Genomic DNA, 23,160 nt, shown 5'->3' on the forward strand with positions numbered 1-23,160 from the left:
GCGTTAGATTTACATACATTTATGGATGTATGTACCATAGCACGACGATAATATAAACGCAGCAATGGGTTTAAGGACCTTTGACCATTGACCAATTTGAAATCGGACACTCGAGGTTTACATATGAACAAAAACAGAGGGTTAACGCCTCTGGCGGTCGTTCTGATGCTCTCAGGCAGCTTAGCGCTAACAGGATGTGACGACAAACAGGACCAGCAAGGCGGCCAGCAGATGCCAGAAGTTGGAGTTGTCACACTAAAAACGGAACCACTGCAAATCACAACTGAACTTCCGGGTCGTACCGTTGCTTACCGTATCGCCGAAGTTCGCCCACAGGTAAGCGGCATTATCCTGAAGCGTAATTTCGTTGAGGGAAGTGATATCGAAGCGGGAGTCTCTCTCTATCAGATTGATCCTGCGACCTACCAGGCGACTTACGACAGCGCTAAGGGCGATCTGGCAAAAGCGCAGGCTGCCGCGAATATCGCTGAACTGACGGTGAAGCGTTATCAAAAGCTGCTGGGTACGCAGTACATCAGTAAGCAGGAATACGATCAGGCGCTGGCTGACGCACAACAAGCGACTGCCGCCGTTGTCGCAGCAAAAGCCGCCGTTGAAACCGCACGTATCAACCTGGCGTATACCAAAGTCACCTCACCGATTAGCGGTCGTATTGGTAAGTCGTCCGTAACGGAAGGCGCGCTGGTACAGAACGGTCAGGCGTCGGCGCTGGCGACAGTGCAGCAGCTGGACCCTATTTATGTCGATGTGACCCAGTCCAGCAATGATTTCCTGCGCCTGAAGCAGGAGCTGGCAAATGGTTCGCTGAAGCAGGAAAACGGCAAAGCGAAGGTCGATCTGGTGACCAGCGACGGTATCAAATTCCCGCAATCCGGTACGCTTGAGTTCTCCGACGTGACCGTTGACCAAACCACCGGATCTATTACTTTGCGCGCCATCTTCCCTAACCCGGATCACACCTTATTGCCAGGAATGTTCGTTCGCGCACGTCTGCAGGAAGGGACAAAACCGACGGCATTACTGGTTCCACAACAGGGCGTTACCCGTACTCCACGCGGCGATGCCACGGTGCTGGTGGTTGGCGCTGATAACAAAGTGGAAACCCGCCAAATCGTCGCAAGCCAGGCGATCGGCGATAAGTGGCTGGTGACTGACGGGTTGAAAGCGGGCGACCGCGTAGTTGTCAGCGGGCTGCAAAAAGTACGTCCTGGCGCACAGGTTAAAGTGCAGGAAATTACCGCGGATAACAAACAGCAAGCCGCAAGCGGTGATCAACCTGCTCAGCCCAGGTCTTAACTTAAACAGGAGCCGTTAAGACATGCCTAATTTCTTTATCGATCGCCCTATATTTGCGTGGGTGATCGCCATCATCATCATGTTGGCAGGGGGGCTCGCGATCCTCAAATTGCCGGTAGCGCAATATCCGACGATTGCGCCACCAGCAGTGACGATCTCCGCAACCTACCCTGGCGCTGATGCGAAAACGGTACAGGATACCGTCACGCAGGTTATCGAACAGAATATGAACGGTATCGATAACCTGATGTATATGTCCTCCAACAGTGACTCCACGGGGACCGTGCAGATCACGCTGACCTTTGAATCCGGCACCGATGCGGATATCGCGCAGGTTCAGGTTCAGAACAAGTTGCAACTGGCAATGCCGTTACTTCCCCAGGAAGTACAGCAACAGGGCGTGAGCGTTGAGAAGTCCTCAAGTAGCTTCCTGATGGTAGTGGGCGTCATTAACACCGACGGCACCATGACCCAGGAGGATATTTCGGATTACGTTGCCGCCAATATGAAAGATCCGATCAGCCGTACCTCTGGGGTGGGCGACGTCCAGCTGTTTGGTTCGCAGTATGCAATGCGTATCTGGATGAATCCGACAGAGCTGACCAAATACCAACTGACGCCGGTCGACGTGATTAACGCGATCAAAGCGCAGAACGCCCAGGTCGCGGCAGGTCAGCTCGGTGGTACGCCGCCGGTAAAAGGCCAGCAGCTTAACGCATCGATTATTGCCCAAACGCGTCTGACCTCAACGGATGAGTTTGGCAAAATCCTGCTGAAGGTGAATCAGGATGGCTCTCAGGTTCGTCTGCGGGATGTAGCGAAAATTGAGCTTGGCGGCGAAAACTACGACGTCATCGCGAAATTTAACGGTCAGCCAGCGTCAGGTCTTGGCATCAAACTGGCTACCGGCGCCAACGCGCTGGATACCGCTACCGCTATTCGCGCCGAACTGAAAAAAATGGAACCGTTCTTCCCGCCAGGGATGAAAATCGTCTACCCGTATGACACCACGCCGTTCGTGAAGATCTCTATTCATGAAGTGGTAAAAACGCTGGTCGAAGCGATTATCCTCGTGTTCCTGGTGATGTACCTGTTCCTGCAGAACTTCCGCGCGACGTTGATTCCGACTATTGCGGTTCCGGTGGTGTTGTTGGGAACCTTTGCCGTGCTTGCGGCATTCGGTTTCTCGATAAACACGCTGACGATGTTCGGGATGGTGCTCGCCATCGGCTTGCTGGTGGATGACGCCATCGTGGTGGTCGAGAACGTCGAACGTGTTATGACGGAAGAAGGCCTTCCGCCGAAGGAAGCGACGCGCAAATCCATGGGCCAGATTCAGGGCGCATTGGTGGGTATCGCGATGGTACTGTCGGCGGTATTTATTCCGATGGCCTTCTTTGGCGGCTCAACCGGGGCAATTTATCGTCAGTTCTCTATCACCATCGTATCGGCGATGGCGCTGTCGGTGCTGGTCGCGCTGATCCTGACGCCCGCGCTGTGCGCGACGATGCTCAAACCCGTCGCCAAAGGCGATCATGGCGAAGGGAAAAAAGGCTTTTTCGGCTGGTTTAACCGCCTGTTCGATAAGAGCACGCATCACTACACCGATAGCGTAGGCAATATTCTGCGCAGCACCGGGCGTTATCTGCTGCTCTATCTCATTATCGTCGTCGGTATGGCTTATCTGTTCGTTCGTCTGCCAAGCTCTTTCTTGCCGGATGAAGACCAGGGCGTATTCCTGACAATGGTCCAGCTCCCCGCCGGCGCGACGCAAGAGCGCACGCAAAAAGTGCTGGATGAGGTCACGGATTACTATCTGAACAAAGAGAAAGCCAACGTTGAATCGGTATTTGCCGTCAACGGCTTCGGTTTTGCAGGTCGCGGTCAGAATACCGGTATTGCATTCGTGTCGTTGAAAGACTGGGCCGATCGTCCAGGCGAAAAAAATAAGGTTGAAGCGATTACCCAGCGGGCAACCGCAGCGTTTTCACAAATTAAAGATGCGATGGTCTTCGCCTTTAACCTGCCGGCGATTGTTGAACTGGGCACCGCAACCGGGTTTGACTTCGAGTTGATTGACCAGGCGGGACTTGGTCATGAAAAACTGACCCAGGCGCGTAATCAGTTGTTCGGCGAGGTGGCGAAATATCCTGATCTGCTGGTAGGCGTTCGACCTAACGGCCTGGAGGATACGCCGCAGTTTAAAATCGATATCGACCAGGAAAAAGCTCAGGCGCTGGGCGTGTCTATTAGCGACATCAATACCACGCTGGGCGCAGCATGGGGCGGCAGCTATGTAAACGACTTTATCGATCGCGGTCGTGTGAAGAAAGTTTACGTGATGTCCGAAGCGAAATACCGCATGTTGCCGGATGATATTAACGACTGGTACGTTCGTGGTAGCGATGGTCAGATGGTGCCGTTCTCCGCATTCTCCTCTTCCCGCTGGGAATATGGTTCGCCGCGTCTGGAACGCTATAACGGTCTGCCTTCGATGGAAATTCTGGGTCAGGCGGCGCCAGGCAAGAGTACTGGTGAAGCGATGGCGATGATGGAAGAACTGGCCAGCAAGCTGCCGTCAGGCATTGGGTATGACTGGACCGGGATGTCCTACCAGGAGCGGTTGTCCGGCAACCAGGCCCCTGCCCTGTATGCTATCTCGCTGATCGTCGTCTTCCTGTGTCTGGCGGCATTGTATGAGAGCTGGTCTATCCCGTTCTCCGTAATGCTGGTTGTTCCGCTTGGGGTTATCGGCGCGCTGCTGGCCGCGACCTTCCGCGGACTGACTAACGACGTTTACTTCCAGGTGGGCCTGCTCACAACCATTGGGTTGTCGGCGAAGAACGCGATACTTATCGTCGAATTCGCCAAAGACTTAATGGATAAAGAAGGGAAAGGTCTGGTAGAAGCGACGCTGGAGGCCGTCCGGATGCGTTTGCGCCCGATTTTGATGACCTCGTTAGCGTTCATGCTGGGGGTTATGCCGCTGGTTATCAGTTCCGGCGCGGGTTCCGGCGCGCAGAATGCGGTAGGTACTGGCGTACTGGGCGGGATGGTAACGGCAACCGTACTGGCTATTTTCTTCGTACCGGTCTTCTTCGTGGTGGTACGCCGCCGCTTTAGCCGTAAAAGCGAAGATATTGAGCATAGTCATTCGACAGAACATCGCTGATTTGCTCACTGTAGATAAGGCCGCGCAAGCGGCCTTTTTTACGCAAAAATCATAAAATACGCTTATTGTTAGATTGATTATTTTTTGCCATATTAATAAAAGGTATAATCCTTACTGCGTTAAAGGCTTTTCTTAGGAAAGTTGGCCATTTCTTAATTCAGCCATTAATTAAGAAATATTAAGAATATTCCTGGCTATTTTCTCCTGTCAGAGTCTATTGTTTTAGCCTGAAAAGCTAAAAAACGTTAACCCAATGATTACACAAACAATAAAACTGGTTCCTTTTTAGGCGACCGACGATCACTGTTAAAATTCGAAAAAGTATGGCAACACGCGGCTTTCACGCAATTGTAATTTTTCGTAATATGACGATGAAAAGTTTTTTAGAGTAGATTATAGTTAAATCATAAGGTGACGTGGGAAGTACCAGGTTAGTTAGTTGTATCCATCCCGAAGGTGTTCGGTTAGTTTAAGCCACTAAAAAGGGGATGCATTATGGACGAATACTCACCCAAAAGACATGATATAGCACAGCTTAAATTTCTTTGCGAAACCCTGTATCATGACTGTCTTGCAAACCTTGAAGAAAGCAACCATGGCTGGGTTAATGACCCGACCTCAGCAGTCAACCTGCAGCTCAATGAGCTGATAGAGCATATTGCAACTTTCGCTCTTAATTATAAAATTAAGTACAATGAAGACAATAAATTGATTGCGCAGATAGATGAATACCTGGACGACACCTTTATGTTGTTCAGCAGCTATGGTATTAATACGCAGGATTTGCAAAAATGGCGTAAATCGGGCAACCGCCTGTTCCGTTGTTTCGTCAACGCCACCAGGGCTAATCCTGTTAGTTTGTCTTGTTAAAAATTATTACAATCATAGGTAGAATTTATGTCTGATAAACCATTAACTAAAACTGATTATTTGATGCGTTTACGGCGCTGTCAGACAATTGACACTCTGGAGCGCGTCATTGAGAAAAATAAATATGAATTGTCCGACAATGAGCTGGCTGTATTTTACTCAGCTGCGGATCACCGTCTTGCAGAATTGACAATGAACAAACTCTACGACAAGATCCCCTCTTCAGTATGGAAATTCATTCGTTAATCACGCTACATTACTTTTTAGAGAACACGCAGGTGTTATCTGCCTCCTCGTTCTGGCTAATAACACTACGGGCTATTATAGAACAGTGATATAGATCACATACCAATAGCAGGGAACGTTCCCTCTAATACTTTATTATTGCTTCTATTGCGATAATATCCACCAAGGGGAGCGCGCGATGAGTGACGAAAAACAAAAAATGATCGCTGGGGCACTGTATTGCCCGACCGATGAAACTTTATGCCAGGATCGACTGCGGGCGCGTCAACTCATCCATCAATACAATTATACTACGCCTGATGAAATAAATAAGCGTCAGGCGATTTTACGCGACCTGTTGGGTCGATGCGAAGACGCCTATATTGAACCTTCCTTCCGTTGCGACTACGGCTATAATATTTTTCTTGGTCACTCCTTTTACGCTAACTTCGACTGCGTCATGCTTGATGTTTGCCCAATTCATATTGGCGATAATTGTATGCTCGCGCCAGGGGTACATATCTATACCGCCACGCACCCGCTGGACGCCGTCGAACGCAACAGCGGCAGAGAATTCGGTAAACCCGTCACTATTGGAAATAACGTCTGGATAGGCGGACGAGCCGTCGTTAATCCTGGCGTAACCATCGGCGATAACGTCGTCGTCGCTTCAGGCGCTGTGGTGACAAAAAACGTACCGCCAGACGTCGTGGTAGGCGGAAACCCGGCGCGAATCATTAAAAAATTGTAGCCAAAATGATAACTGTTATGCTAATTCGGGGCTAATCTGTTACTTTTTTCACGTTACACCTCCCTTTAAAATGGGCTGTTATTACCTCCTATGTCGCAGAAATCATGAAGGCAAAAGATGACAGAGATACAGCGCCTGCTTAGCGAAACTATTGATGACTTAAACGTCCGTGAAAAACGCGATAACAGGCCGCGTTTTAGTATCAGTTTTATCCGCAAGCATCCTGGGTTATTTATCGCGATGTATGCGGCCTGGTTTGCGACGCTGGCGGTCATGCTGCAATCAGAAACGCTGGTGGGGTCAGTGTGGCTGTTAGTGGTGTTATTTATCGCATTTAATGGCTTCTTCTTTTTCGACATCGCCCCGCGTTATCACTATAACGACATCGATGTGCTGGACCTCCGGGTCTGTTACAACGGCGAATGGTACAACACCCGCTTTGTTCCCCCCACGCTCATTGAGACGATTCTTCAATCTCCACAGGTGGATAATGAACATAAAGTCCAGCTGCAAAAAATGGTTGCCCGTAAGGGCGAACTTTCCTTCTACGATATTTTTACGCTGGCCCGCGCAGAAGCCAGCCGGTAATAAAAAAGTGCGCACCCTCCCTGGTACGCACTGCTTTCCCTGAACTGTTGTTTTTTTAACGCCTTTTTTTACGCCCCTGAACCGCCTTAAAACGCGGATTTGTTTTACAAATCACGTATAAGCGCCCTTTGCGTTTGACTATCTGGCAATCCGGATGCCGTTGTTTTGCATTGCGAAGTGAGTTTAACACCTGCATTTCATTTACCCCCTTTTAGCGCCGATAAAATGACCGAAACGTTTCTGGAAGCGTGCGGCGCTACTTTCGCTATCAAACGTTTTCTGTCTACCGGTATAAAAAGGATGCGATTTTGATGACACATCAATAGTGACATACGGATATGTCACGCCGTCCAGTTCGATTTCACGTTCAGTTTTGATAGTTGATCCCACTTTCACATATTCATTTGCGCTGGTGTCGTGAAATACGACGGTGCGGTATACAGGATGAATATCAGGTTTCATTGCGCCCTCTCAATTATGTTATAACATAACAATAAAATACGCTATCAACGCTCCTTTTTCAACCGGTAAACATTCACGATCTCTTCCTGGCGGCAAAAGCAACGTGGCGTAACGCGTTAGTCTGGCCCCTGTATCTGTAAAATCGATAAAATAGCTTTATCATTCAAGGGCGCGATTTACGATCGGATATACTTTCTCTACGCTGTGTTTATAAGGACATCACTGTGACAACACGACATCTGGTCAGCCTGGTAACGGGAGTGCTTATCCTGTCTGTCCTTTTCCCGATAGGATTGAGCCTGTGGCTGGCGCACCGTCAAGTTGAAAAAAGGTTTAATGAAGAGCTGGATATCTTCTCGTCCCGGGTAGCGCTACGTACAGAAAGGGTCAGTGACCAGGCAAAAGCCGCGTTAACGCATATTGCCTCCTTTAAAGGCGAGCCCTGCAGCAGCGCCCATTTACTCGCCATGCGCCGCGTGTCTTATAGCTTTCGGTATGTCCAGGAAGTTCTGTATCTTAAAAATTCGATTCCCGTTTGCTCCTCACTTGAAAAAGAGAGCCATATTCCCGCTTTCCCTCCGCCCATGAAAATCACTCGCGACGGTTATCGCGCCTGGTTTACGGCGCAAAACGATCTGGGTATAAAACGCTATATGGCGGCACTCGGGAGCGACAGCTATATCGTGATGATCGACCCGGCGTCCTTTATCGATGTGATTCCGTTTGGCGCATGGCCGATTGACGTCGCTATTATTGGCCGGGAACGCAATACTGTGGTTGCCAGCAGCGGTAACCTTGACCTCGCTATTCTTCCGCTCATTCACCATGAGACGCCCCTGCGGCTGGAAAACCGAGGCATTCAGTATGCTATTCACCCCTTTCCGGAAATGGGCATTACTATCGTAAGCTGGGCACCGACCGCTCCGCTGGAAAGGAGCTGGTATCGACAGGCATTTATCTGGCTACCGGCGGGCATCGTAACGGGTCTGCTGGCTGCGGCCTTTATTCTGCGTATTTTGCGTCGGCTACAGTCGCCCCGCCACCGTCTCCAGGATGCGATAGACAATCGCGAAATTAACGTACACTATCAGCCTATTGTCTCCCTGAGCAGCGGAAAAATTGTCGGTGCCGAAGCTTTAGCTCGCTGGCAACAGGCGGACGGCACCTTCCTTTCGCCGGAAATTTTTATCGCGCTGGCTGAACAAACCGGGCTCACAGAGCCGCTAACCCGGCTAATCATCGACACCGTTTTTGAAGACATGGGGAGTTGGTTAAAGTCCCATCCCGAACAACATATTTCAATCAATCTTGAGGCATCCGATCTGGCGTCGGAAACGTTGCCGACGCTGTTAAGCACGCTGCTGAACCGTAGACAAATTTCTCCGTCGCAAATCGCGCTTGAGTTAACGGAACGCGAGTTTGCCGATCCGAAAACCAGCGCGCCCATTGTCGCCAGATACCGTAACGCGGGACATTCCATTTATATTGATGACTTTGGCACCGGCTATTCCAGCCTCAGCTACTTACAAAATCTGGATGTGGATGTCCTTAAAATTGATAAATCTTTTGTCGATGCGCTGGAATATAAAAACGTCACGCCGCATATTATTGAAATGGCGAAAACGCTCAAACTTAAGATGGTCGCAGAAGGCATCGAAACGATCAGGCAAGAACAGTGGCTACGCCAGCATGGCGTGCATTATGGTCAGGGCTGGTTATACAGTAAACCCCTACCCGCTACGGCATTTATTCTTTGGGCGGAACAGCGGCTATAACGTCGCACAGCAGAAAAGAACAGTGTGGAGAGGCACAAATGGGTGGGGGCCCTGCCAGCTACATCCCGGCACACGCGTCATCTGCCTTGGCTGCTTCCTTCCGGACCTGACCTGGTAAACAGAGTAGCGTTGCGGGAGAACCAACAGAGCCCCCATTGAGAGCGTTGTGAACCAACGCGCAGGCGCATTATCACTGCTATATCGTGCAATTGCAACCCATCAGGCATCGGATGCTGGTTTCTTGCGCATCCGGGCTTTCCTCCCCCCTTATTCCAGATTATCCTGAAGCATTAACGCAGGATTCTATTATGGATATTCAGGACACTTTTCCTCAACGCGTCTGGCAAATCGTCGCCTCGATCCCGGAAGGATTTGTCACGACCTACGGTGATGTCGCCCGGCTTGCCGGTTCCCCTCGGGCGGCGCGTCAGGTCGGCGGAGTGTTAAAACGTCTGCCGGAAGGCAGCACTTTACCATGGCATCGGGTGGTGAACCGCCACGGCGCAATATCACTTACCGGGCCGGATCTACAGCGGCAACGTCAGGCATTACTGGCGGAAGGCGTGGTGGTGTCGGGAAGCGGACAAATCGATTTACAACGCTATCGCTGGGTGTATTAACCCTCTCCGTAACGGAGAGGGTTGGCGCAGGATTAATACTGGGTAGGCGCAGGAACGGCAGAAGACGGATTGACCTGGGTCGGCGAAGTCGATGGAACCGTCGTCGTCGCACCACCGCTGGCCTGCACAGGCACCGCCGTTTGCTGTACCGGTACCAGCGTCAGATCCGCTTTAGTGCCGCCATTGTTAATCACCGGTTTCACGCTATCGGTAATAAATACCAGCTTATTGTCAACGGTGATGGCCGCGCTCAGGAGAATACGCGCGTTAGGTTGAATATCTGATGGGTTAAACGGCAACACAAAACTGAAAGGCGCCTGTTTACCTTCGGTACGTACCGCTTTTTGCGACAGCACCTTAGACGGCGCATCAGCCAGCGAAGCATCTGAAAGCGTCACGGTCAGCACCGCATCTGGCGGCAGAGCGACCTTCTGGCGGATCCAGACGGTACCGGAAACATTGGGTTGCTGAATAGTAGACTGGTTAGCTGTAATCGACATGTTAGGGTTTGGCGCAGGCGTCTGGATATCAGCGCTTTTATCAGCGCAGGCCGCCAGAGATATCGCAACCGCTAAACCACTTACGATGTGCACGAGTTTCATTCAATTCTCCTTATCATCAATGCACCAGCAGGCCTTTCCCCCCGCCGGAAGAGTGGTTAACAGAAACATAACGTGATTAAGTGTGGCACATGTCACTCATTTTTGCCTGGAATTGGTCTGTTATTCAGACTTTTGTACCCATCGGACCACTTGCAAAATTGCGTTATACTCTGCCCTACCTCGCTTCGGCATCGTTGTCACCTGGAGAGTATGTATGAGTCAGACACTGAATAATTTGCTGACATTATTGAATCTGGAAAAAATTGAAGAAGGACTCTTTCGGGGCCAAAGTGAAGACTTAGGGCTGCGCCAGGTATTTGGCGGTCAGGTGGTGGGCCAGGCGCTCTATGCCGCCAAAGAAACGGTGCCGGAAGCGCGACTGGTGCATTCATTCCACAGTTATTTTCTGCGGCCAGGCGACAGCCAAAAACCCATTATCTATGACGTAGAAGTGCTGCGCGATGGGAACAGCTTCAGCGCCCGCCGCGTTGCCGCTATTCAGAACGGGAAACCCATCTTTTATATGACCGCCTCATTCCAGGCGCCGGAACCGGGTTTTGAACATCAAAAAACCATGCCGACGGCAGTCGGGCCGGAAGGACTACCGTCAGAAACGGAAATCGCGCAATCGCTGGCGCATTTACTGCCGCCGATTCTGAAAGAAAAGTTTCTCTGCGATCGCCCGCTGGAAATTCGTCCCGTCGAATTTCACAATCCGTTGAAAGGTCACGTCGCCGCGCCTGTGCGTCAGGTATGGATTCGCGCCAACGGCACCGTTCCGGATGACATTCGCGTCCATCAATATTTACTGGGATACGCCTCGGATCTGAATTTCCTTCCCGTCGCGCTTCAGCCTCACGGCATCGGTTTTCTGGAAAAGGGCATTCAGATCGCCACTATCGATCACTCTATGTGGTTCCATCGTCCGTTCAATTTTAATGAATGGCTACTTTATAGCGTGGAGAGCACTTCCGCCTCCAGCGCCCGGGGCTTTGTTCGCGGCGAGTTTTATACTCAGGATGGCGCGTTGGTCGCTTCAACCGTGCAGGAAGGGGTAATGCGCAATCACAATTAAAAAACATGCCGCTATGCGGCGTTAATGGCCTGATGACGCTGCGCTTATCCGGCCTACGGTAAACTGGATAAGCGCAGCGCCATCAGGCATGTTGCGCAATCACGCGTTATACGCATTCTCGCCGTGACTGTTCACATCCAGCCCCTCGCGCTCCTGCTCTTCCGGTACACGCAGTCCAACAAGGATATCCGCCAGTTTGTAACCAACAAACGCGACAACGCCGGACCAGACGACCGTAATAGCAATACTTTCCAGCTGTACCATCACCTGATGTCCCATCGTAACGCCGTCGACAAAGCCAACGCCGCCCAGCGAACTGGCGGCAAAAACGCCGGTCAGGATACAGCCGATTATTCCGCAAACGCCGTGAACGCCAAATACGTCGCACGGATCATCTACCCGTAACAGACGTTTAAGCATGGTGACTCCCCACAATCCCGCCAGACCCGCAATAACGCCGATAACCAGCGCGCCGCCAACGCCAACATAGCCACAGGCTGGCGTCACGCCGACCAGACCGGCAATCGCGCCGGAACACGCCCCTAGCAGGGAAGGCTTACCGCGTAGCGTCCACTCGCCGATAATCCACCCCAGAATCGCGGCGGCGGTCGCCACCACGGTGTTCACAAAGGCCAGCGCTGCTATCTCGTTTGCGCTCCCCGCAGAACCCGCGTTAAATCCAAACCAGCCGATATACAGAATCGCAGTACCGGTAAAGACCATCGGCAGGTTATGGGGTTTAAATGCTTCTTTCCCAAAGCCGACGCGTTTGCCAATTAAATAAGCCCCTACCAGCCCGGCGATAGCGGCGTTAATATGCACCACCGTACCACCGGCAAAATCCAGCGCGCCGTGAGCAGCCAGCAGGCCGCCGCCCCACACCATGTGCGCAATCGGAATATAAGAGAGCGTGAACCACACCACGACAAAAATCAGTACCGCCGAAAAACGAATACGCTCCGCCAGCGCGCCGACAATCAGCCCGACGGTAATACAGGCGAAAGATCCCTGAAACGCGACATGAATATACTGATAAATCGTACCCGTTACCGCCGTCAACGCGATATTCTTCAACATCGCCCCATCGGTATTACCGAAGAAATGATTCCCTTCGCCAAAAGCCAGCGAATAGCCGTACACCACCCATAAAATACAGACCAGCGCAAAGGTGACGGTCACTTGCGTTAACATTGACAGCACGTTCTTAGCGCGAATTAATCCGCCGTAAAACAGCGCGATACCCGGTATCGTCATGAACAGCACCAGCGCGGTGCAAATCATCATAAAAGCACTATCCGCTTTATCGGCAACCGCCGGCGCGGCTATCGTTAGCCCAGGCAGCAGCGCCAGTGAAGCCAGTGTGGTTTTTATCATCGCTATCTTCATTTTTTCATTTCCTGTTGCTGTGTGGCGGGTCTTACAGCGCTGCTTCGTCAGCTTCGCCGGTACGAATCCGAATAACGCGCATGAGCTCCGCGACGAAAATTTTGCCGTCGCCAATTTTTCCGGTATAAGCCGCTTTACTGATGATATCGATCACCTCTTCCAGTTGGTCGTCGGCGATAGCCACATCAATTTTGACCTTCGGCAGGAAATTCACGCTGTACTCCGCGCCGCGATACAGTTCGGCGTGTCCTTTCTGACGGCCAAACCCTTTCACTTCGGTGACGGTCAGTCCCTGAATGCCAATGGAAGAAAGCGCCTCCCGCACGTCCTCCAGCTTGAACGGTTTGATAATTACGGTAACCAGCTTCATAGAACCCTCCAGTCAGAATTAGGTAACGGCTGCCGCCGCGCATGGACTCTTCAGAATGGATATTGCAAAGGATGTGCCAGAAGCTGGCGAGCGAGGAAAAGCGCAGTTAGCGGCGCGTCTTTATATTGACGCGCCCCAAAATCGAAGCAGGGAAAGAAAAACGCACCACAACGGTGCATAATGGGCGAGGCTTTGCCCTGTGGCGCCAAACCTTATGCCGCAGGGCCGGGTTCTTCGTGTACGCTGGCGGCTAACTCCTCGCCAACTAACTGTAATTGATACATTTGCCAGTAGCGCCCTTGCGCCGCCAGCAATTGTTGATGCGTCCCGCGCTCCACCGCCTGGCCGCGATGGAGAACCAGAATGGTATCCGCCTCCACGATTGTCGATAGCCGATGGGCAATAACCACCAGCGTGGTGCGCTCGCGAATCGCCGCCAGCGCCTGCTGTATCGCCTGCTCAGTGCCGGAATCGATGCTGGCCGTCGCTTCATCAAGAATTAATATTTGCGGGGCGTCAACCAGCACGCGCGCCAGCGCCAATAGCTGTTTTTGCCCGACGGACAGCGTATTTCCCTGCTCGCCGAGATGCGTATGCAGCCCGTCGCTCAGGCCGCGCGCCAGGTCCGCCAGTTGTACCGTTTCCAGCGCCTGCCACACCTGCGCCTCGGAGACATCGCGCCCCAGCGTCACATTAGCCAGAAAGGTATCCGCCATCACTACCGGGTCCTGTTGAACCATCGCCACGCCCTGGCGTAAAACGCGATGATTAAGAGAGGCGATTTCTCGCCCATCCAGCCGAATTTCGCCTTGTGTCAGGGGGTAATACCCCATTAATAAGCTGGCGAGCGTGCTCTTCCCGCTGCCGGTGTGCCCCACCAGAGCCACAAAGCTACGGGACGGTACTGAGAGCGTAATGTCCTGTAAAACAAGATTATCGTCGCGGTAAGCAAACGACAGATGATCAATATCAATCGCCCCGCTTTGTAACGGCCTGTCGTCGCTGCCATAGCGCTGGCGCGGGCGATCCATCAGTTCAAAAACACGTTCTCCCGCCACAACCGCCTGCTGTAGCATGGATTGCTGGGTGGTCAGTTCAATGAGCGGCTCGTTCAGACGTGACAAATAGCTAATGAACGCATACAGCACCCCGACCTCAATCGTGCCGGCAGACGTAAAGCTGAAAAGCATCAACAAACCGCATAAAATGAGCGCGGAAAAGAGGCTAAGCAGCGGACGCAATAAAAAGCCGTCTAAGCGTAGCGTCTGCATCCGCGCCATGTAGTGCGAGCGGCTGGCCTCGCCCATGCGTTCGCCGAAGCGCGCCTGCTGGCGAAACTGCTGGATTACGCTCATCCCGTTGATGATTTCGTTAAAGCCGTCGTTAATATCCGCCAGGTATGCCCGCACGCGGCGTACAATCGGCGTGCTGTAGCGCTGATAAATGACCATCACGGTCAATACCGCCGGAAAAATCAAAATCGCCACCAGCGCCATCCGCCAGTCAAGGCTGAACATGGCGACCAGCATGGCGCCGATCAACGCCGCGCTACGTAATACCGTTGCGACGACCGTGACGTACAGATCGCGGATGACTTCCGTATCGTTGGTCACGCGTGAAATTAATTGTCCGACAGGCTGCGTGTCGAAGGCGCTTAGCGGCTGGCGCAAGGCGGCATCCATGACGTCCGTGCGCAAGGACTGAACCACGCCAACGGCCGCCCGGTTAAATAATAAAGACTGGGCGTAATGCAGACCCGCCGCCAGAAATTGTAGCCCCACATAGGCGGCCGCCAGCCCCGCGACCTTGCTCAACGGTAAATGGTGGCGGGCCACCATGTTATCAATGAAATAGCTGATCAGCAGCGGACCGCTAACCTCCGCCGCCGCCGCAATCCACAGCATCATCACCGCGACAGAGAGCGGTTTTCGCCATGGCGAGCCATACGCCAGCAACCGTTTCAGCGTCGGCCATAGCTGTCCAAAACTACGCATTCACCGCCTCCTCGCCGCGTTCCGGCGCGTCATCCAGAGCGGCCTCCAGTTGCTGATAGCGATACATATCGCGATACCAGCCAATCTGCTGCGCCAGTTGATCGTGATCGCCGCGCTGAACAACATGACCATGTTGCATAACGATAATTTCATTGGCGTCGGTCAGCGCGGATAAACGATGCGCGCTGATGATGACCGTACGCCCTTCGCCCCACTGGCGCAAATTATGCAAAATCTGATGCTCCGTGCGACTATCTACTGCTGAGAGCGCATCATCAAGAAGCAGAATTTCCGCATTCAACAGCAGCGCTCTGGCAATCGAGATACGCTGTTTTTGCCCTCCCGATAACATGACGCCACGTTCACCTACCTGCGTGTCGTAGCCCTGAGGCAAGCGGAGAATATCCTCATGTACGCTGGCTAAACGCGCCACCTGTTCAATCTCCTCCTGAGTCGCCTCCGGGCGTCCGAGCGCAATATTATTGGCAATAGAGTCCGAGAACAAAAACGGCGTCTGGCTGACGACCGCCAGTCGGCTACGCCAGCTATCCAGTTGCAGATGCGTCAACGGCATGTCATGGAATCGGATCTCTCCCTGCGTCACATCAAAATGGCGCTGGATAAGCGACAATATTGTGCTTTTCCCCGCGCCGGTCGGACCGCATATCCCCAGCATCTGACCCGGTTTAAGACGAAAGTTCACATTCTCCAGCGCCGGATGCGTCGTTTGCGGATAGCAAAACTCACGAATGGCCGCCGTCAGTTCGCCGCGCCCCGCCGGGACCGGCTCTTCGCCATCCTTAACTACCGGCGCTTCCGCCAGCATGGCGCGGATGCGGCTGTAAGCGGCGCTACCCCGCTCCACGATATTAAACATCCAGGCCAGCGCCAGCATCGGCCAAATCATCAACCCCAGATACATCATAAAGCTGGTGAGTTCGCCCAGCGTCAGGCTGCCGTTAACCACCATCCAGCTTCCGCCGCTAATCGCGAGCAGGTTCGCCATGCCAATGGCGATGTAAATGGTTGGATCAAAACGCGCGTCAATACGCGCCACGCGCATATTTTTCTTGCCGGTATCTTCGGCATCCGCCGCAAACAGCGAAGACTGGCGGTCCTCCAGACCAAACGCTTTGATCATGCGGATGCTGGTCAGACTCTCCTGCGTGCGGTCGTTCAGGCTGGAGAAGGCGGCCTGCGCCAGTTTGAAATAGTCATGCAGCCGATCGCCGTAACGTTTGATCATCAGCGCCATAATCGGCATCGGCAACAGCGCTAATAGCGTTAGCTGCCAGCTAATTTGCGTCGACATGACAATCAGTACCGCGCAGCCCATTACCAGCGAGTCAACCAGCGTCAGAACGCCCTCGCCCGCCGCAAATACGACGCGATCCACATCATTCGTCGCGCGCGCGATAAGATCGCCCGTCCGATGGCGCTGATAAAATTCAGGATGCTGACGACTCAGCTGGCGATAATAATCTTCACGCAGTTCGACGGCTAATTGATAAGAAGCGCCAAATAGCAGCACGCGCCAGACATAGCGCAACAAATAGACCACTACGGCGATCAGGGCAATGGTGCCAATCCACATCGCTATTCGGCCTGGAGTAAAATGCTGTGCGGTTACGCCATCCACGACAATCCCCACCACTTTGGGCGGGATCAGCTGAAGCATCGCAATAAGCATAAGCAGGGCCACCGCGCCAAGATAGCGACGCCATTCCCGGCGAAAGTACCAGCTTAATTGAGCAAATAATCGCACGCGTTATTTCCTGATATGATTTCCGGCAATACCGGGAGAATTATTCAATGGGCAGAGAGGTGGTGTACTTAATCTGTTCCATCGCAAAACTGGAGGTGACGTCTGACAGTCCTGGGACGCTATTGACCAGACGTTTATAGAAGTCGTCATACCGCTTCATGTCGGCCACCTGAACTCGCATCAGATAGTCGTATTCCCCCGCCATCCGCCAGAAGCCAAGCACTTCCGGCATCTCAGAGACGACGGTCACGAACCGACAGTACCATTCACTGCTGTGGTGCTGCGTTTTTATCAACACAAAAGCGGTTAACCCCAGCCCCAGTTTTTCCGGGTCCAGCAGCGCGACCCTGCCAAGCAGGATACCGTCATCTTCCAGGCGTTTAAGCCGCTTCCAGCAAGGCGTTGTCGTCAGATTAACGGCATCCGCCAGCGCCTGCAAAGAGAGGGTACAGTCCTGCTGCAATAAGCAAAGCAGTTTACGGTCAATTTTATCTAACATACCCACTCCATAGAGAATATTTTTCTCCTTATATTGTAATTTAAAGGTCAAATAGCAACAATTTTTTCCGTACTTTTCGCTACTCTTGGCACAAAATGATAAATGGATATTAATGATGAGTAGCAATTGGGTTAAAAATGCCATTAATGAAATTAACGCTGACCACCAGCGCTCAGCGGATACGCATCTTATTCGTTTGCCCCTGTCGGCATTTCCAGGTATCCAGCTTTACCTGAAAGATGAAAGCACGCATCCCACCGGTAGCCTCAAGCATCGCCTGGCGCGCTCGCTGTTCCTTTATGGGCTGTGCAATGGCTGGATTAAAGAAGGCACTCCGATTATTGAAGCATCATCAGGCTCAACGGCGATTTCCGAAGCCTGGTTCGCGCGTTTACTGGGACTGCCGTTCATCGCCGTCATGCCCGCCTGTACCGCAAAACGTAAAATCGAACAGATTCAATTTTACGGCGGCCACTGTCATTTTGTGGAGAGCGCCTGCGAAATTTATGCCGCCTCCGAGCGGCTGGCGCATGAACTGAACGGTCACTATATGGACCAGTTTACCTACGCAGAACGAGCTACCGACTGGCGGGGCAACAATAATATTGCCGACAGTATTTTCCGCCAGATGCGCAACGAACCCCATCCGGTACCGCGATTTATCGTCATGAGCGCCGGAACGGGCGGAACCTCTGCGACGATTGGGCGCTATATTCGCTGCCAGGGCTATGATACTCAGCTCATGGTGGTGGATCCGGAAAATTCCGTCTTTTTACCTTACTGGCAGGATCGCGACGCTTCATTACGCAGCCCGGTGGGCAGTAAAATTGAAGGAATTGGTCGTCCGCGAGTAGAGCCTTCTTTTATTCCGGATGTCGTAGATGAGATGCTGCGCGTGCCGGACGCCGCCAGCGTTGCCACCGCACACTGGCTGGAAACGCAGCTAGGCCGTAAAGTCGGCGCCTCTACCGGCACGAATATGTGGGGAGCGCTGCAGCTTGCGGCCCGGATGCGCGAGGCTGGAGAAACCGGCGCTATCGTGACGTTATTGTGCGATAGCGGCGATCGCTATCTGGATACCTATTACCATCCGTCCTGGGTTAGCGACCATATCGGCGATTTGACGCCGTGGTCAGCGGCCATCGCAAAATTACTTACCGGCGACTAGAAACCAAAAAAAAGCCAGACTGAATGTCTGGCTTGCTGGAAGAGATCTCTCATTCGGGGGAATAAGGTAGATGCGGATTGTCCAGCCAATGCGTCAAAAAGTGTGATACCGCTTGATTACCACAATGTCCGATAACCGAAAGGTGTGGCAGCGCGGCGATAAGCTGCGGCATGGCATTGCCCATAATGAGCCCCCGCCCGACGCTGCCCAGCATTTCCCGATCGTTCATCGCGTCGCCAAACGCCATGCAATCTGCCAGTGAAAGCCCTAAATGGTTGCTCAATACCGCCAGCGCCGATCCTTTATTGCACCCCAGCGGTAGCACTTCCAGGCAGTCGACGGCAGAGAAACAGAGGTGAGCGCGTTCTTCCAGCGCCTCATTGAGCTGAATGCGCAAACGGATCAGATCGTCATGATCGCCGCAAAAACAGATCTTCGTCACCTGATGGGCCGGAATGCTTTTTATATCGATAACCTGATAACGAAAGCCGCTGTAGACGTGCGCCTGGAGTAGCGCGGGGATCTCCTGGCCTGTAAACCAGCCGTTGTCATTAAACACATGCATACTGGCTCGGGTATCCCAGGCATGGTGCATCACCGTATCGGCAACCTGAGGATCGAGATCCTGACGATGCAGCACGTCGCCTTCCAGCGAGTGAATTCGCGTCCCGTTACCGGTAATAAGATAAGCATCCAGTGAAAGCGTCCCCAGAATATGCCGCATCTCCAGCACATGACGACCCGTAGCGAATGTCAGAGTGATATCGCGTTCGCGCAGACGCGCCAGCGTGGCGATCGTTTCTCTACCCAAATGGTGATCGGGCATTAATAACGTGCCATCCATATCAAATGCTGCCAGACGGGCCATCTCTTTCTCCACACTGTGACGCGGTTAACTTGTTGTTCAGTATTACCTGAGATATACGGAAGTAATAGTGAACAGATAAAAGGAAGTGTTCCGGGTTTTATGAGGCTACTGAATCGGCTTAATCAATATCAACGCCTCTGGCAGCCTTCCGCCGGGGAAACGCAACATGTCACCGTTAGCGAACTGGCCGAACGCTGTTTTTGTAGCGAGCGCCATCTGCGAACGCTGCTGCGTCAGGCCCAGCAGGCAGGTTGGCTAAGATGGGAGGCGCAGTCCGGGCGCGGGAAACGTGGACGGCTCCAGTTTCTGGTCACGCCGGAATCGCTCCGCACCGCCATGATGGAACAGGCGCTGGAAAAAGGGCAGCAGCTCAACGTACTGGAACTGGCGCAGCTGGCGCCTGGCGAGTTACGGGCGATGCTCCAGCCTTTTATGGGCGGCCAATGGCAAAACGATACGCCGACATTGCGTATTCCCTACTATCGTCCGCTTGATCCGCTGCAGCCGGGTTTCCTGCCAGGACGCGCGGAACAGCATCTCGCAGGGCAAGTTTTTTCCGGGTTAACGCGCTTCGACCGCGATAGCCAATATCCTTGCGGGGATCTGGCGCATCACTGGAAGGTTTCCGCCGACGGTTTACGCTGGGATTTTTATATTCGCTCCACGCTGCACTGGCATAATGGCGATGCGGTGGATACCGCGCAGCTACACGAACGCCTGGAAAGGCTGCTTACCCTACCCGCGCTAAGCAAATTGTTTATTAGCGTCGCACGGATCGAAGTAACGCATCCTCAGTGCCTGACCTTTCTCCTTCACCGACCTGATTACTGGCTGGCGCATCGTCTGGCGAGCTATTGTAGCGGTCTGGCGCATCCTGACCTGCCGCTTATCGGCACCGGCCCTTTTCGCCTGGCATTGTTCACGCCGGAACTGGTGCGTCTGGAAAGTCATGACCATTATCACCTCAGCCATCCGCTGCTGAAAGCGATTGAATTCTGGATCACCCCGCAACTGTTTGCCCAGGATCTGGGCACCAGTTGCCGCCATCCGGTGCAGATTGCCATCGGCAAACCGGAAGAGCTGGCGACGCTGAGTCAGGTAAGTAGTGGTATCAGCCTTGGCTTTTGTTATTTAACCCTCAAAAAGGGCTCACGGCTCAACGTACAGCAGGCGCGGCGTCTGATACATATTATCCATCATACTTCGCTGCTGAAAACCTTGCCGGTAGATGAGAACTTGATTATGCCAAGTCAGGGGCTGCTACCCGGCTGGACAATCCCGCAATGGCAGGACGTTGATGAAACACCATTGCCGAAAAAACTTACCCTGGCGTACCACCTTCCCGTAGAGCTGCATACGATGGCGGAACAGCTTCGACATTACCTGGCGATGCTCGGCTGTGAGTTAACATTGATTTTTCATAATGCCAAAAACTGGGATAACTGCCCTGCGTTGGCGCAAGCGGATCTGATGATGGGCGACAGGCTGATCGGCGAAGCGCCGGAATATACGCTGGAGCAGTGGCTACGTTGCGATCAGATCTGGTCACATGTCCTGGACGCGCCTGCGTTTTCCCATCTGCAGGCTACGCTTGACGCTCTGCAAATTCAGCCCAATGAAAAAGATCGCCGCGCCGCGCTACAACAAGTTTTTGCCAACCTGATGGATGACGCCACACTTACGCCGCTGTTTAATTATCACTATCGCATCAGCGCCCCACCGGGCGTTAACGGCGTTCGACTCACCCCTCGCGGCTGGTTTGAATTTAGCGAAGCCTGGCTTCCGCCGCCTTCGCCGTGAAGAAGCTGGTCGGGATTATCCGTACGCGTTACCATATTGGTTTTCGTCATTGATCAGGATAACTATGAAACGCGCCGTTGTTGTATTTAGTGGAGGTCAGGACTCCACCACTTGTCTGGCGCAAGCGCGGCATCAGTATGATGAAGTGCATTGTGTCACGTTTGATTATGGTCAGCGCCACCGCGCAGAGATCGATGTCGCGCGCGCGCTGGCGTTAAAACTTGGCGCACGCGCGCATAAAGTGCTGGATGTCACTTTGCTGAACGAACTGGCGGTCAGCAGCCTGACGCGGGATAGCATTCCGGTGCCGGACTATGAACCGAACGCTGACGGTATCCCCAATACTTTCGTACCGGGACGCAATATTCTCTTTCTGACGCTGGCGGCGATTTACGCTTATCAGGTCAAAGCCGAGGCGGTGATCACCGGCGTTTGCGAGACCGATTTTTCCGGCTATCCAGACTGTCGCGATGAGTTCGTCAAAGCGCTGAATCACGCGGTGAATCTGGGCATGGCGAAAGATATCCGTTTCGAAACGCCCTTAATGTGGATTGATAAAGCTGAAACCTGGGCGCTGGCCGATTATTGGGGCCAACTGGATTTAGTTCGCGAAGAGACGCTGACCTGCTATAACGGCATTAAAGGCGATGGCTGTGGTCATTGCGCAGCCTGTAATCTGCGCGCTAACGGCCTGAATCATTATCTGTCGAATAAAGCGGCGGTGATGGCGGCAATGAAGCAAAAAACCGGGTTAAGGTGATTGTTTTGCCGGATGGCGGCGCACGCACCTTATCCGTGCCTGGCGATATGCACCATGGTCAATATCGCCAGGCCGGACAAGTTCAACGCCATCAGACAGCGAGGCGTTATTGCACCATCTGTTCCAGCTTTTCACGCAATTCGCCTTCCAGCGGCAGCGCTTTTTGCGTTTTTAAATCAATACAAACAAACGTGATGAGCGCATCGGCCACCACCTGCCCTTCTGGCTCCAGCGTAATCGTCTGGCTTAATACGCCGCTTTTACCGTTAAGCTGTTGTACCTGGCTGGTCACGGTCAGTAGATCGCTCAATACCGCCGGGCGACGGTAATTTATGTTGATGTTTACCACCACAAAAGCAATATTGCGGGCCGTCATCCACTGAAAGCTGTCGCTGTTTTCCAGCCCATCCCAACGGGCCTCTTCCAGAAACTCCAGATAGCGGGCATTATTAACATGTTGATAAACATCAAGATGATATCCACGAACTTTGATTTGTGTTTGCATAGCGCAATAACCTTACGTTGTTGTTATAAGTAAACGACAAGTACAGAGGTCATAACTGGTATGACCTCTACAGTCTGGCAAATTTTTGCCACTGTGCAAGTGATTACAATGTTAAAACTGCCAGATTACGCTCCACCAGCGCGCTTCCCATTCCCGGCACCTGCTTTAAATCATCCACCGTTTTAAAAGGACCATACTCCTCCCGATAGCTCACAATAGCCTGCGCTTTTTTCAGCCCAACGCCGTTCATCACCCGCGCCAGATCCTCCGCAGACGCGGTATTAATGCTCACCCTGGTACCTTCATCATCGCTGGCTTTAGTAGGTAATGCCGCTTTGGCGGAGGATGAAGAAGGCGTATCCGCTTTTGTTTCCACCGCTGCATTTTTTGCGACAGGCGTCGCCGCCAGTGCGCTATGGGCCATGCCCGCGCAGGTTAAAGAAAGTGTAATAAGCAGTGCTTTAATTCCGTGTTTCATACTGTTTTCTCCTTGTTTGTTAACAGTGCAGCCACGATAGCGGGGCGGAGAAAAACGAACAAACGGCAATTCTCAGAAATGGAAAAGGCCGCGAAAGCGGCCTTTGTGGG

The 23,160-nt window shown here is 52.7% G+C and carries 24 protein-coding genes and 1 other RNA gene; 13 read left to right on the top strand and 12 right to left on the bottom strand.

Annotation, left to right across the window (positions count from 1 at the left end):
- The first annotated feature begins 123 nt into the window (after positions 1 to 123).
- The 6 genes from acrA (at position 124) to ACLJRH_RS05765 (ending at position 6,923) form a co-directional block, all read left to right on the top strand.
- Positions 124 to 1,317 carry a multidrug efflux RND transporter periplasmic adaptor subunit AcrA gene (acrA, locus tag ACLJRH_RS05740; RefSeq protein ID WP_001039202.1) on the top strand — a complete coding sequence of 398 codons (1,194 nt, stop codon included), beginning with the start codon at positions 124 to 126 and terminating at the stop codon, positions 1,315 to 1,317.
- Positions 1,318 to 1,339: 22 nt separating this feature from the next.
- On the top strand, positions 1,340 to 4,489 hold the full coding sequence (gene acrB, locus ACLJRH_RS05745; protein WP_001132508.1) for an efflux RND transporter permease AcrB: 3,150 nt from the start codon (positions 1,340 to 1,342) through the stop codon (positions 4,487 to 4,489).
- A gap of 495 nt (positions 4,490 to 4,984) precedes the next feature.
- Entirely contained in the window at positions 4,985 to 5,359 is a 375-nt protein-coding gene (tomB, locus tag ACLJRH_RS05750) for an Hha toxicity modulator TomB (protein ID WP_000344807.1), read from the top strand.
- Positions 5,360 to 5,386: 27 nt separating this feature from the next.
- Positions 5,387 to 5,605, top strand: coding sequence for an HHA domain-containing protein (locus ACLJRH_RS05755; protein ID WP_001280991.1), 219 nt, complete (start codon positions 5,387 to 5,389; stop codon positions 5,603 to 5,605).
- 178 nt (positions 5,606 to 5,783) lie between these two features.
- The gene (gene maa, locus ACLJRH_RS05760) at positions 5,784 to 6,335 is read left to right on the top strand and encodes a maltose O-acetyltransferase (RefSeq protein WP_001278791.1); all 552 of its coding nucleotides are present in this window, start codon (positions 5,784 to 5,786) and stop codon (positions 6,333 to 6,335) included.
- 117 nt (positions 6,336 to 6,452) lie between these two features.
- Positions 6,453 to 6,923, top strand: a complete 471-nt coding sequence (locus ACLJRH_RS05765; RefSeq protein ID WP_000136183.1) for a YlaC family protein — start codon at positions 6,453 to 6,455, stop codon at positions 6,921 to 6,923.
- Between the two features lie 55 nt (positions 6,924 to 6,978).
- Here the strand turns inward: ACLJRH_RS05765 and ykgO are convergent, their stop codons facing one another.
- Together ykgO and ACLJRH_RS05775 are read right to left on the bottom strand one after the other, a co-directional pair.
- The gene (gene ykgO / locus ACLJRH_RS05770) at positions 6,979 to 7,119 is read right to left on the bottom strand and encodes a type B 50S ribosomal protein L36 (protein WP_001197749.1); all 141 of its coding nucleotides are present in this window, start codon (positions 7,117 to 7,119) and stop codon (positions 6,979 to 6,981) included.
- 5 nt (positions 7,120 to 7,124) lie between these two features.
- Entirely contained in the window at positions 7,125 to 7,385 is a 261-nt protein-coding gene (locus ACLJRH_RS05775) for a type B 50S ribosomal protein L31 (protein WP_000801415.1), read from the bottom strand.
- 224 nt (positions 7,386 to 7,609) lie between these two features.
- Here ACLJRH_RS05775 and ACLJRH_RS05780 point away from each other — a divergent pair, with 224 nt between their 5' ends.
- Positions 7,610 to 9,160, top strand: a complete 1,551-nt coding sequence (locus tag ACLJRH_RS05780; RefSeq protein ID WP_023136501.1) for an EAL domain-containing protein — start codon at positions 7,610 to 7,612, stop codon at positions 9,158 to 9,160.
- A 49-nt stretch (positions 9,161 to 9,209) separates the two neighbouring features.
- On the opposite strand, the gene ffs is transcribed toward ACLJRH_RS05780, so the two are convergent.
- Positions 9,210 to 9,306, bottom strand: an RNA gene (ffs, locus tag ACLJRH_RS05785) — signal recognition particle sRNA small type.
- Between the two features lie 84 nt (positions 9,307 to 9,390).
- Here ffs and ACLJRH_RS05790 point away from each other — a divergent pair.
- Positions 9,391 to 9,780 carry an MGMT family protein gene (locus ACLJRH_RS05790; RefSeq protein ID WP_000961285.1) on the top strand — a complete coding sequence of 130 codons (390 nt, stop codon included), beginning with the start codon at positions 9,391 to 9,393 and terminating at the stop codon, positions 9,778 to 9,780.
- A gap of 32 nt (positions 9,781 to 9,812) precedes the next feature.
- Here the strand turns inward: ACLJRH_RS05790 and ACLJRH_RS05795 are convergent, their stop codons facing one another.
- On the bottom strand, positions 9,813 to 10,382 hold the full coding sequence (locus ACLJRH_RS05795; protein ID WP_000779802.1) for a YbaY family lipoprotein: 570 nt from the start codon (positions 10,380 to 10,382) through the stop codon (positions 9,813 to 9,815).
- Positions 10,383 to 10,596: 214 nt separating this feature from the next.
- On the opposite strand from ACLJRH_RS05795, the gene tesB reads away from it, so the two are divergent.
- The gene (tesB, locus tag ACLJRH_RS05800; RefSeq protein WP_000084176.1) at positions 10,597 to 11,457 is read left to right on the top strand and encodes an acyl-CoA thioesterase II; all 861 of its coding nucleotides are present in this window, start codon (positions 10,597 to 10,599) and stop codon (positions 11,455 to 11,457) included.
- Between the two features lie 99 nt (positions 11,458 to 11,556).
- Here tesB and amtB read toward each other — a convergent pair whose 3' ends face one another.
- Positions 11,557 to 12,843, bottom strand: coding sequence for an ammonium transporter AmtB (amtB, locus tag ACLJRH_RS05805; protein WP_000684916.1), 1,287 nt, complete (start codon positions 12,841 to 12,843; stop codon positions 11,557 to 11,559).
- 31 nt (positions 12,844 to 12,874) lie between these two features.
- The gene (gene glnK, locus ACLJRH_RS05810) at positions 12,875 to 13,213 is read right to left on the bottom strand and encodes a P-II family nitrogen regulator (RefSeq protein WP_000780341.1); all 339 of its coding nucleotides are present in this window, start codon (positions 13,211 to 13,213) and stop codon (positions 12,875 to 12,877) included.
- Positions 13,214 to 13,268: 55 nt separating this feature from the next.
- Here glnK and ACLJRH_RS05815 point away from each other — a divergent pair, with 55 nt between their 5' ends.
- Positions 13,269 to 13,394 (top strand): hypothetical protein, encoded by a 126-nt coding sequence (locus tag ACLJRH_RS05815; protein WP_254888881.1) that lies wholly within the window; start codon positions 13,269 to 13,271, stop codon positions 13,392 to 13,394.
- A gap of 31 nt (positions 13,395 to 13,425) precedes the next feature.
- On the opposite strand, the gene ACLJRH_RS05820 is transcribed toward ACLJRH_RS05815, so the two are convergent.
- Genes ACLJRH_RS05820 through decR form a run of 3 tightly spaced genes read right to left on the bottom strand, consistent with a single transcriptional unit; the run spans position 13,426 to position 17,471 of the window.
- The gene (locus ACLJRH_RS05820; RefSeq protein WP_023136502.1) at positions 13,426 to 15,207 is read right to left on the bottom strand and encodes a SmdB family multidrug efflux ABC transporter permease/ATP-binding protein; all 1,782 of its coding nucleotides are present in this window, start codon (positions 15,205 to 15,207) and stop codon (positions 13,426 to 13,428) included.
- A complete protein-coding gene (locus ACLJRH_RS05825) occupies positions 15,200 to 16,972 on the bottom strand; it encodes a SmdA family multidrug ABC transporter permease/ATP-binding protein (protein ID WP_023136503.1) in 1,773 nt (590 codons plus the stop codon). Before ACLJRH_RS05825 ends, ACLJRH_RS05820 begins: the two co-directional genes overlap by 8 nt.
- A 40-nt stretch (positions 16,973 to 17,012) precedes the next feature.
- Complete coding sequence (decR, locus tag ACLJRH_RS05830) at positions 17,013 to 17,471, bottom strand: DNA-binding transcriptional regulator DecR (RefSeq protein ID WP_000884593.1); 459 nt, start codon at positions 17,469 to 17,471, stop codon at positions 17,013 to 17,015.
- 112 nt (positions 17,472 to 17,583) lie between these two features.
- On the opposite strand from decR, the gene cdsH reads away from it, so the two are divergent.
- Entirely contained in the window at positions 17,584 to 18,639 is a 1,056-nt protein-coding gene (cdsH, locus tag ACLJRH_RS05835; RefSeq protein ID WP_000987850.1) for a cysteine desulfhydrase, read from the top strand.
- A 49-nt stretch (positions 18,640 to 18,688) separates the two neighbouring features.
- On the opposite strand, the gene cof is transcribed toward cdsH, so the two are convergent.
- Positions 18,689 to 19,507 carry an HMP-PP phosphatase gene (gene cof, locus ACLJRH_RS05840; RefSeq protein ID WP_000113030.1) on the bottom strand — a complete coding sequence of 273 codons (819 nt, stop codon included), beginning with the start codon at positions 19,505 to 19,507 and terminating at the stop codon, positions 18,689 to 18,691.
- Between the two features lie 99 nt (positions 19,508 to 19,606).
- On the opposite strand from cof, the gene ACLJRH_RS05845 reads away from it, so the two are divergent.
- Positions 19,607 to 21,307 carry an SgrR family transcriptional regulator gene (locus ACLJRH_RS05845; protein ID WP_023136504.1) on the top strand — a complete coding sequence of 567 codons (1,701 nt, stop codon included), beginning with the start codon at positions 19,607 to 19,609 and terminating at the stop codon, positions 21,305 to 21,307.
- Between the two features lie 64 nt (positions 21,308 to 21,371).
- Positions 21,372 to 22,067, top strand: a complete 696-nt coding sequence (queC, locus tag ACLJRH_RS05850) for a 7-cyano-7-deazaguanine synthase QueC (RefSeq protein ID WP_000817201.1) — start codon at positions 21,372 to 21,374, stop codon at positions 22,065 to 22,067.
- A gap of 106 nt (positions 22,068 to 22,173) precedes the next feature.
- Here the strand turns inward: queC and fadM are convergent, their stop codons facing one another.
- Both fadM and ACLJRH_RS05860 read right to left on the bottom strand, forming a co-directional pair.
- Positions 22,174 to 22,572, bottom strand: a complete 399-nt coding sequence (gene fadM, locus ACLJRH_RS05855) for a long-chain acyl-CoA thioesterase FadM (RefSeq protein ID WP_001194543.1) — start codon at positions 22,570 to 22,572, stop codon at positions 22,174 to 22,176.
- Between the two features lie 103 nt (positions 22,573 to 22,675).
- The gene (locus ACLJRH_RS05860; RefSeq protein ID WP_000680324.1) at positions 22,676 to 23,050 is read right to left on the bottom strand and encodes a helix-hairpin-helix domain-containing protein; all 375 of its coding nucleotides are present in this window, start codon (positions 23,048 to 23,050) and stop codon (positions 22,676 to 22,678) included.
- Between the last annotated feature and the right edge of the window lie 110 nt (positions 23,051 to 23,160).

Source organism: Salmonella sp. SAL04162 (assembly GCF_046551535.1).
Classification (GTDB): Bacteria; Pseudomonadota; Gammaproteobacteria; order Enterobacterales; family Enterobacteriaceae; genus Salmonella; species Salmonella enterica.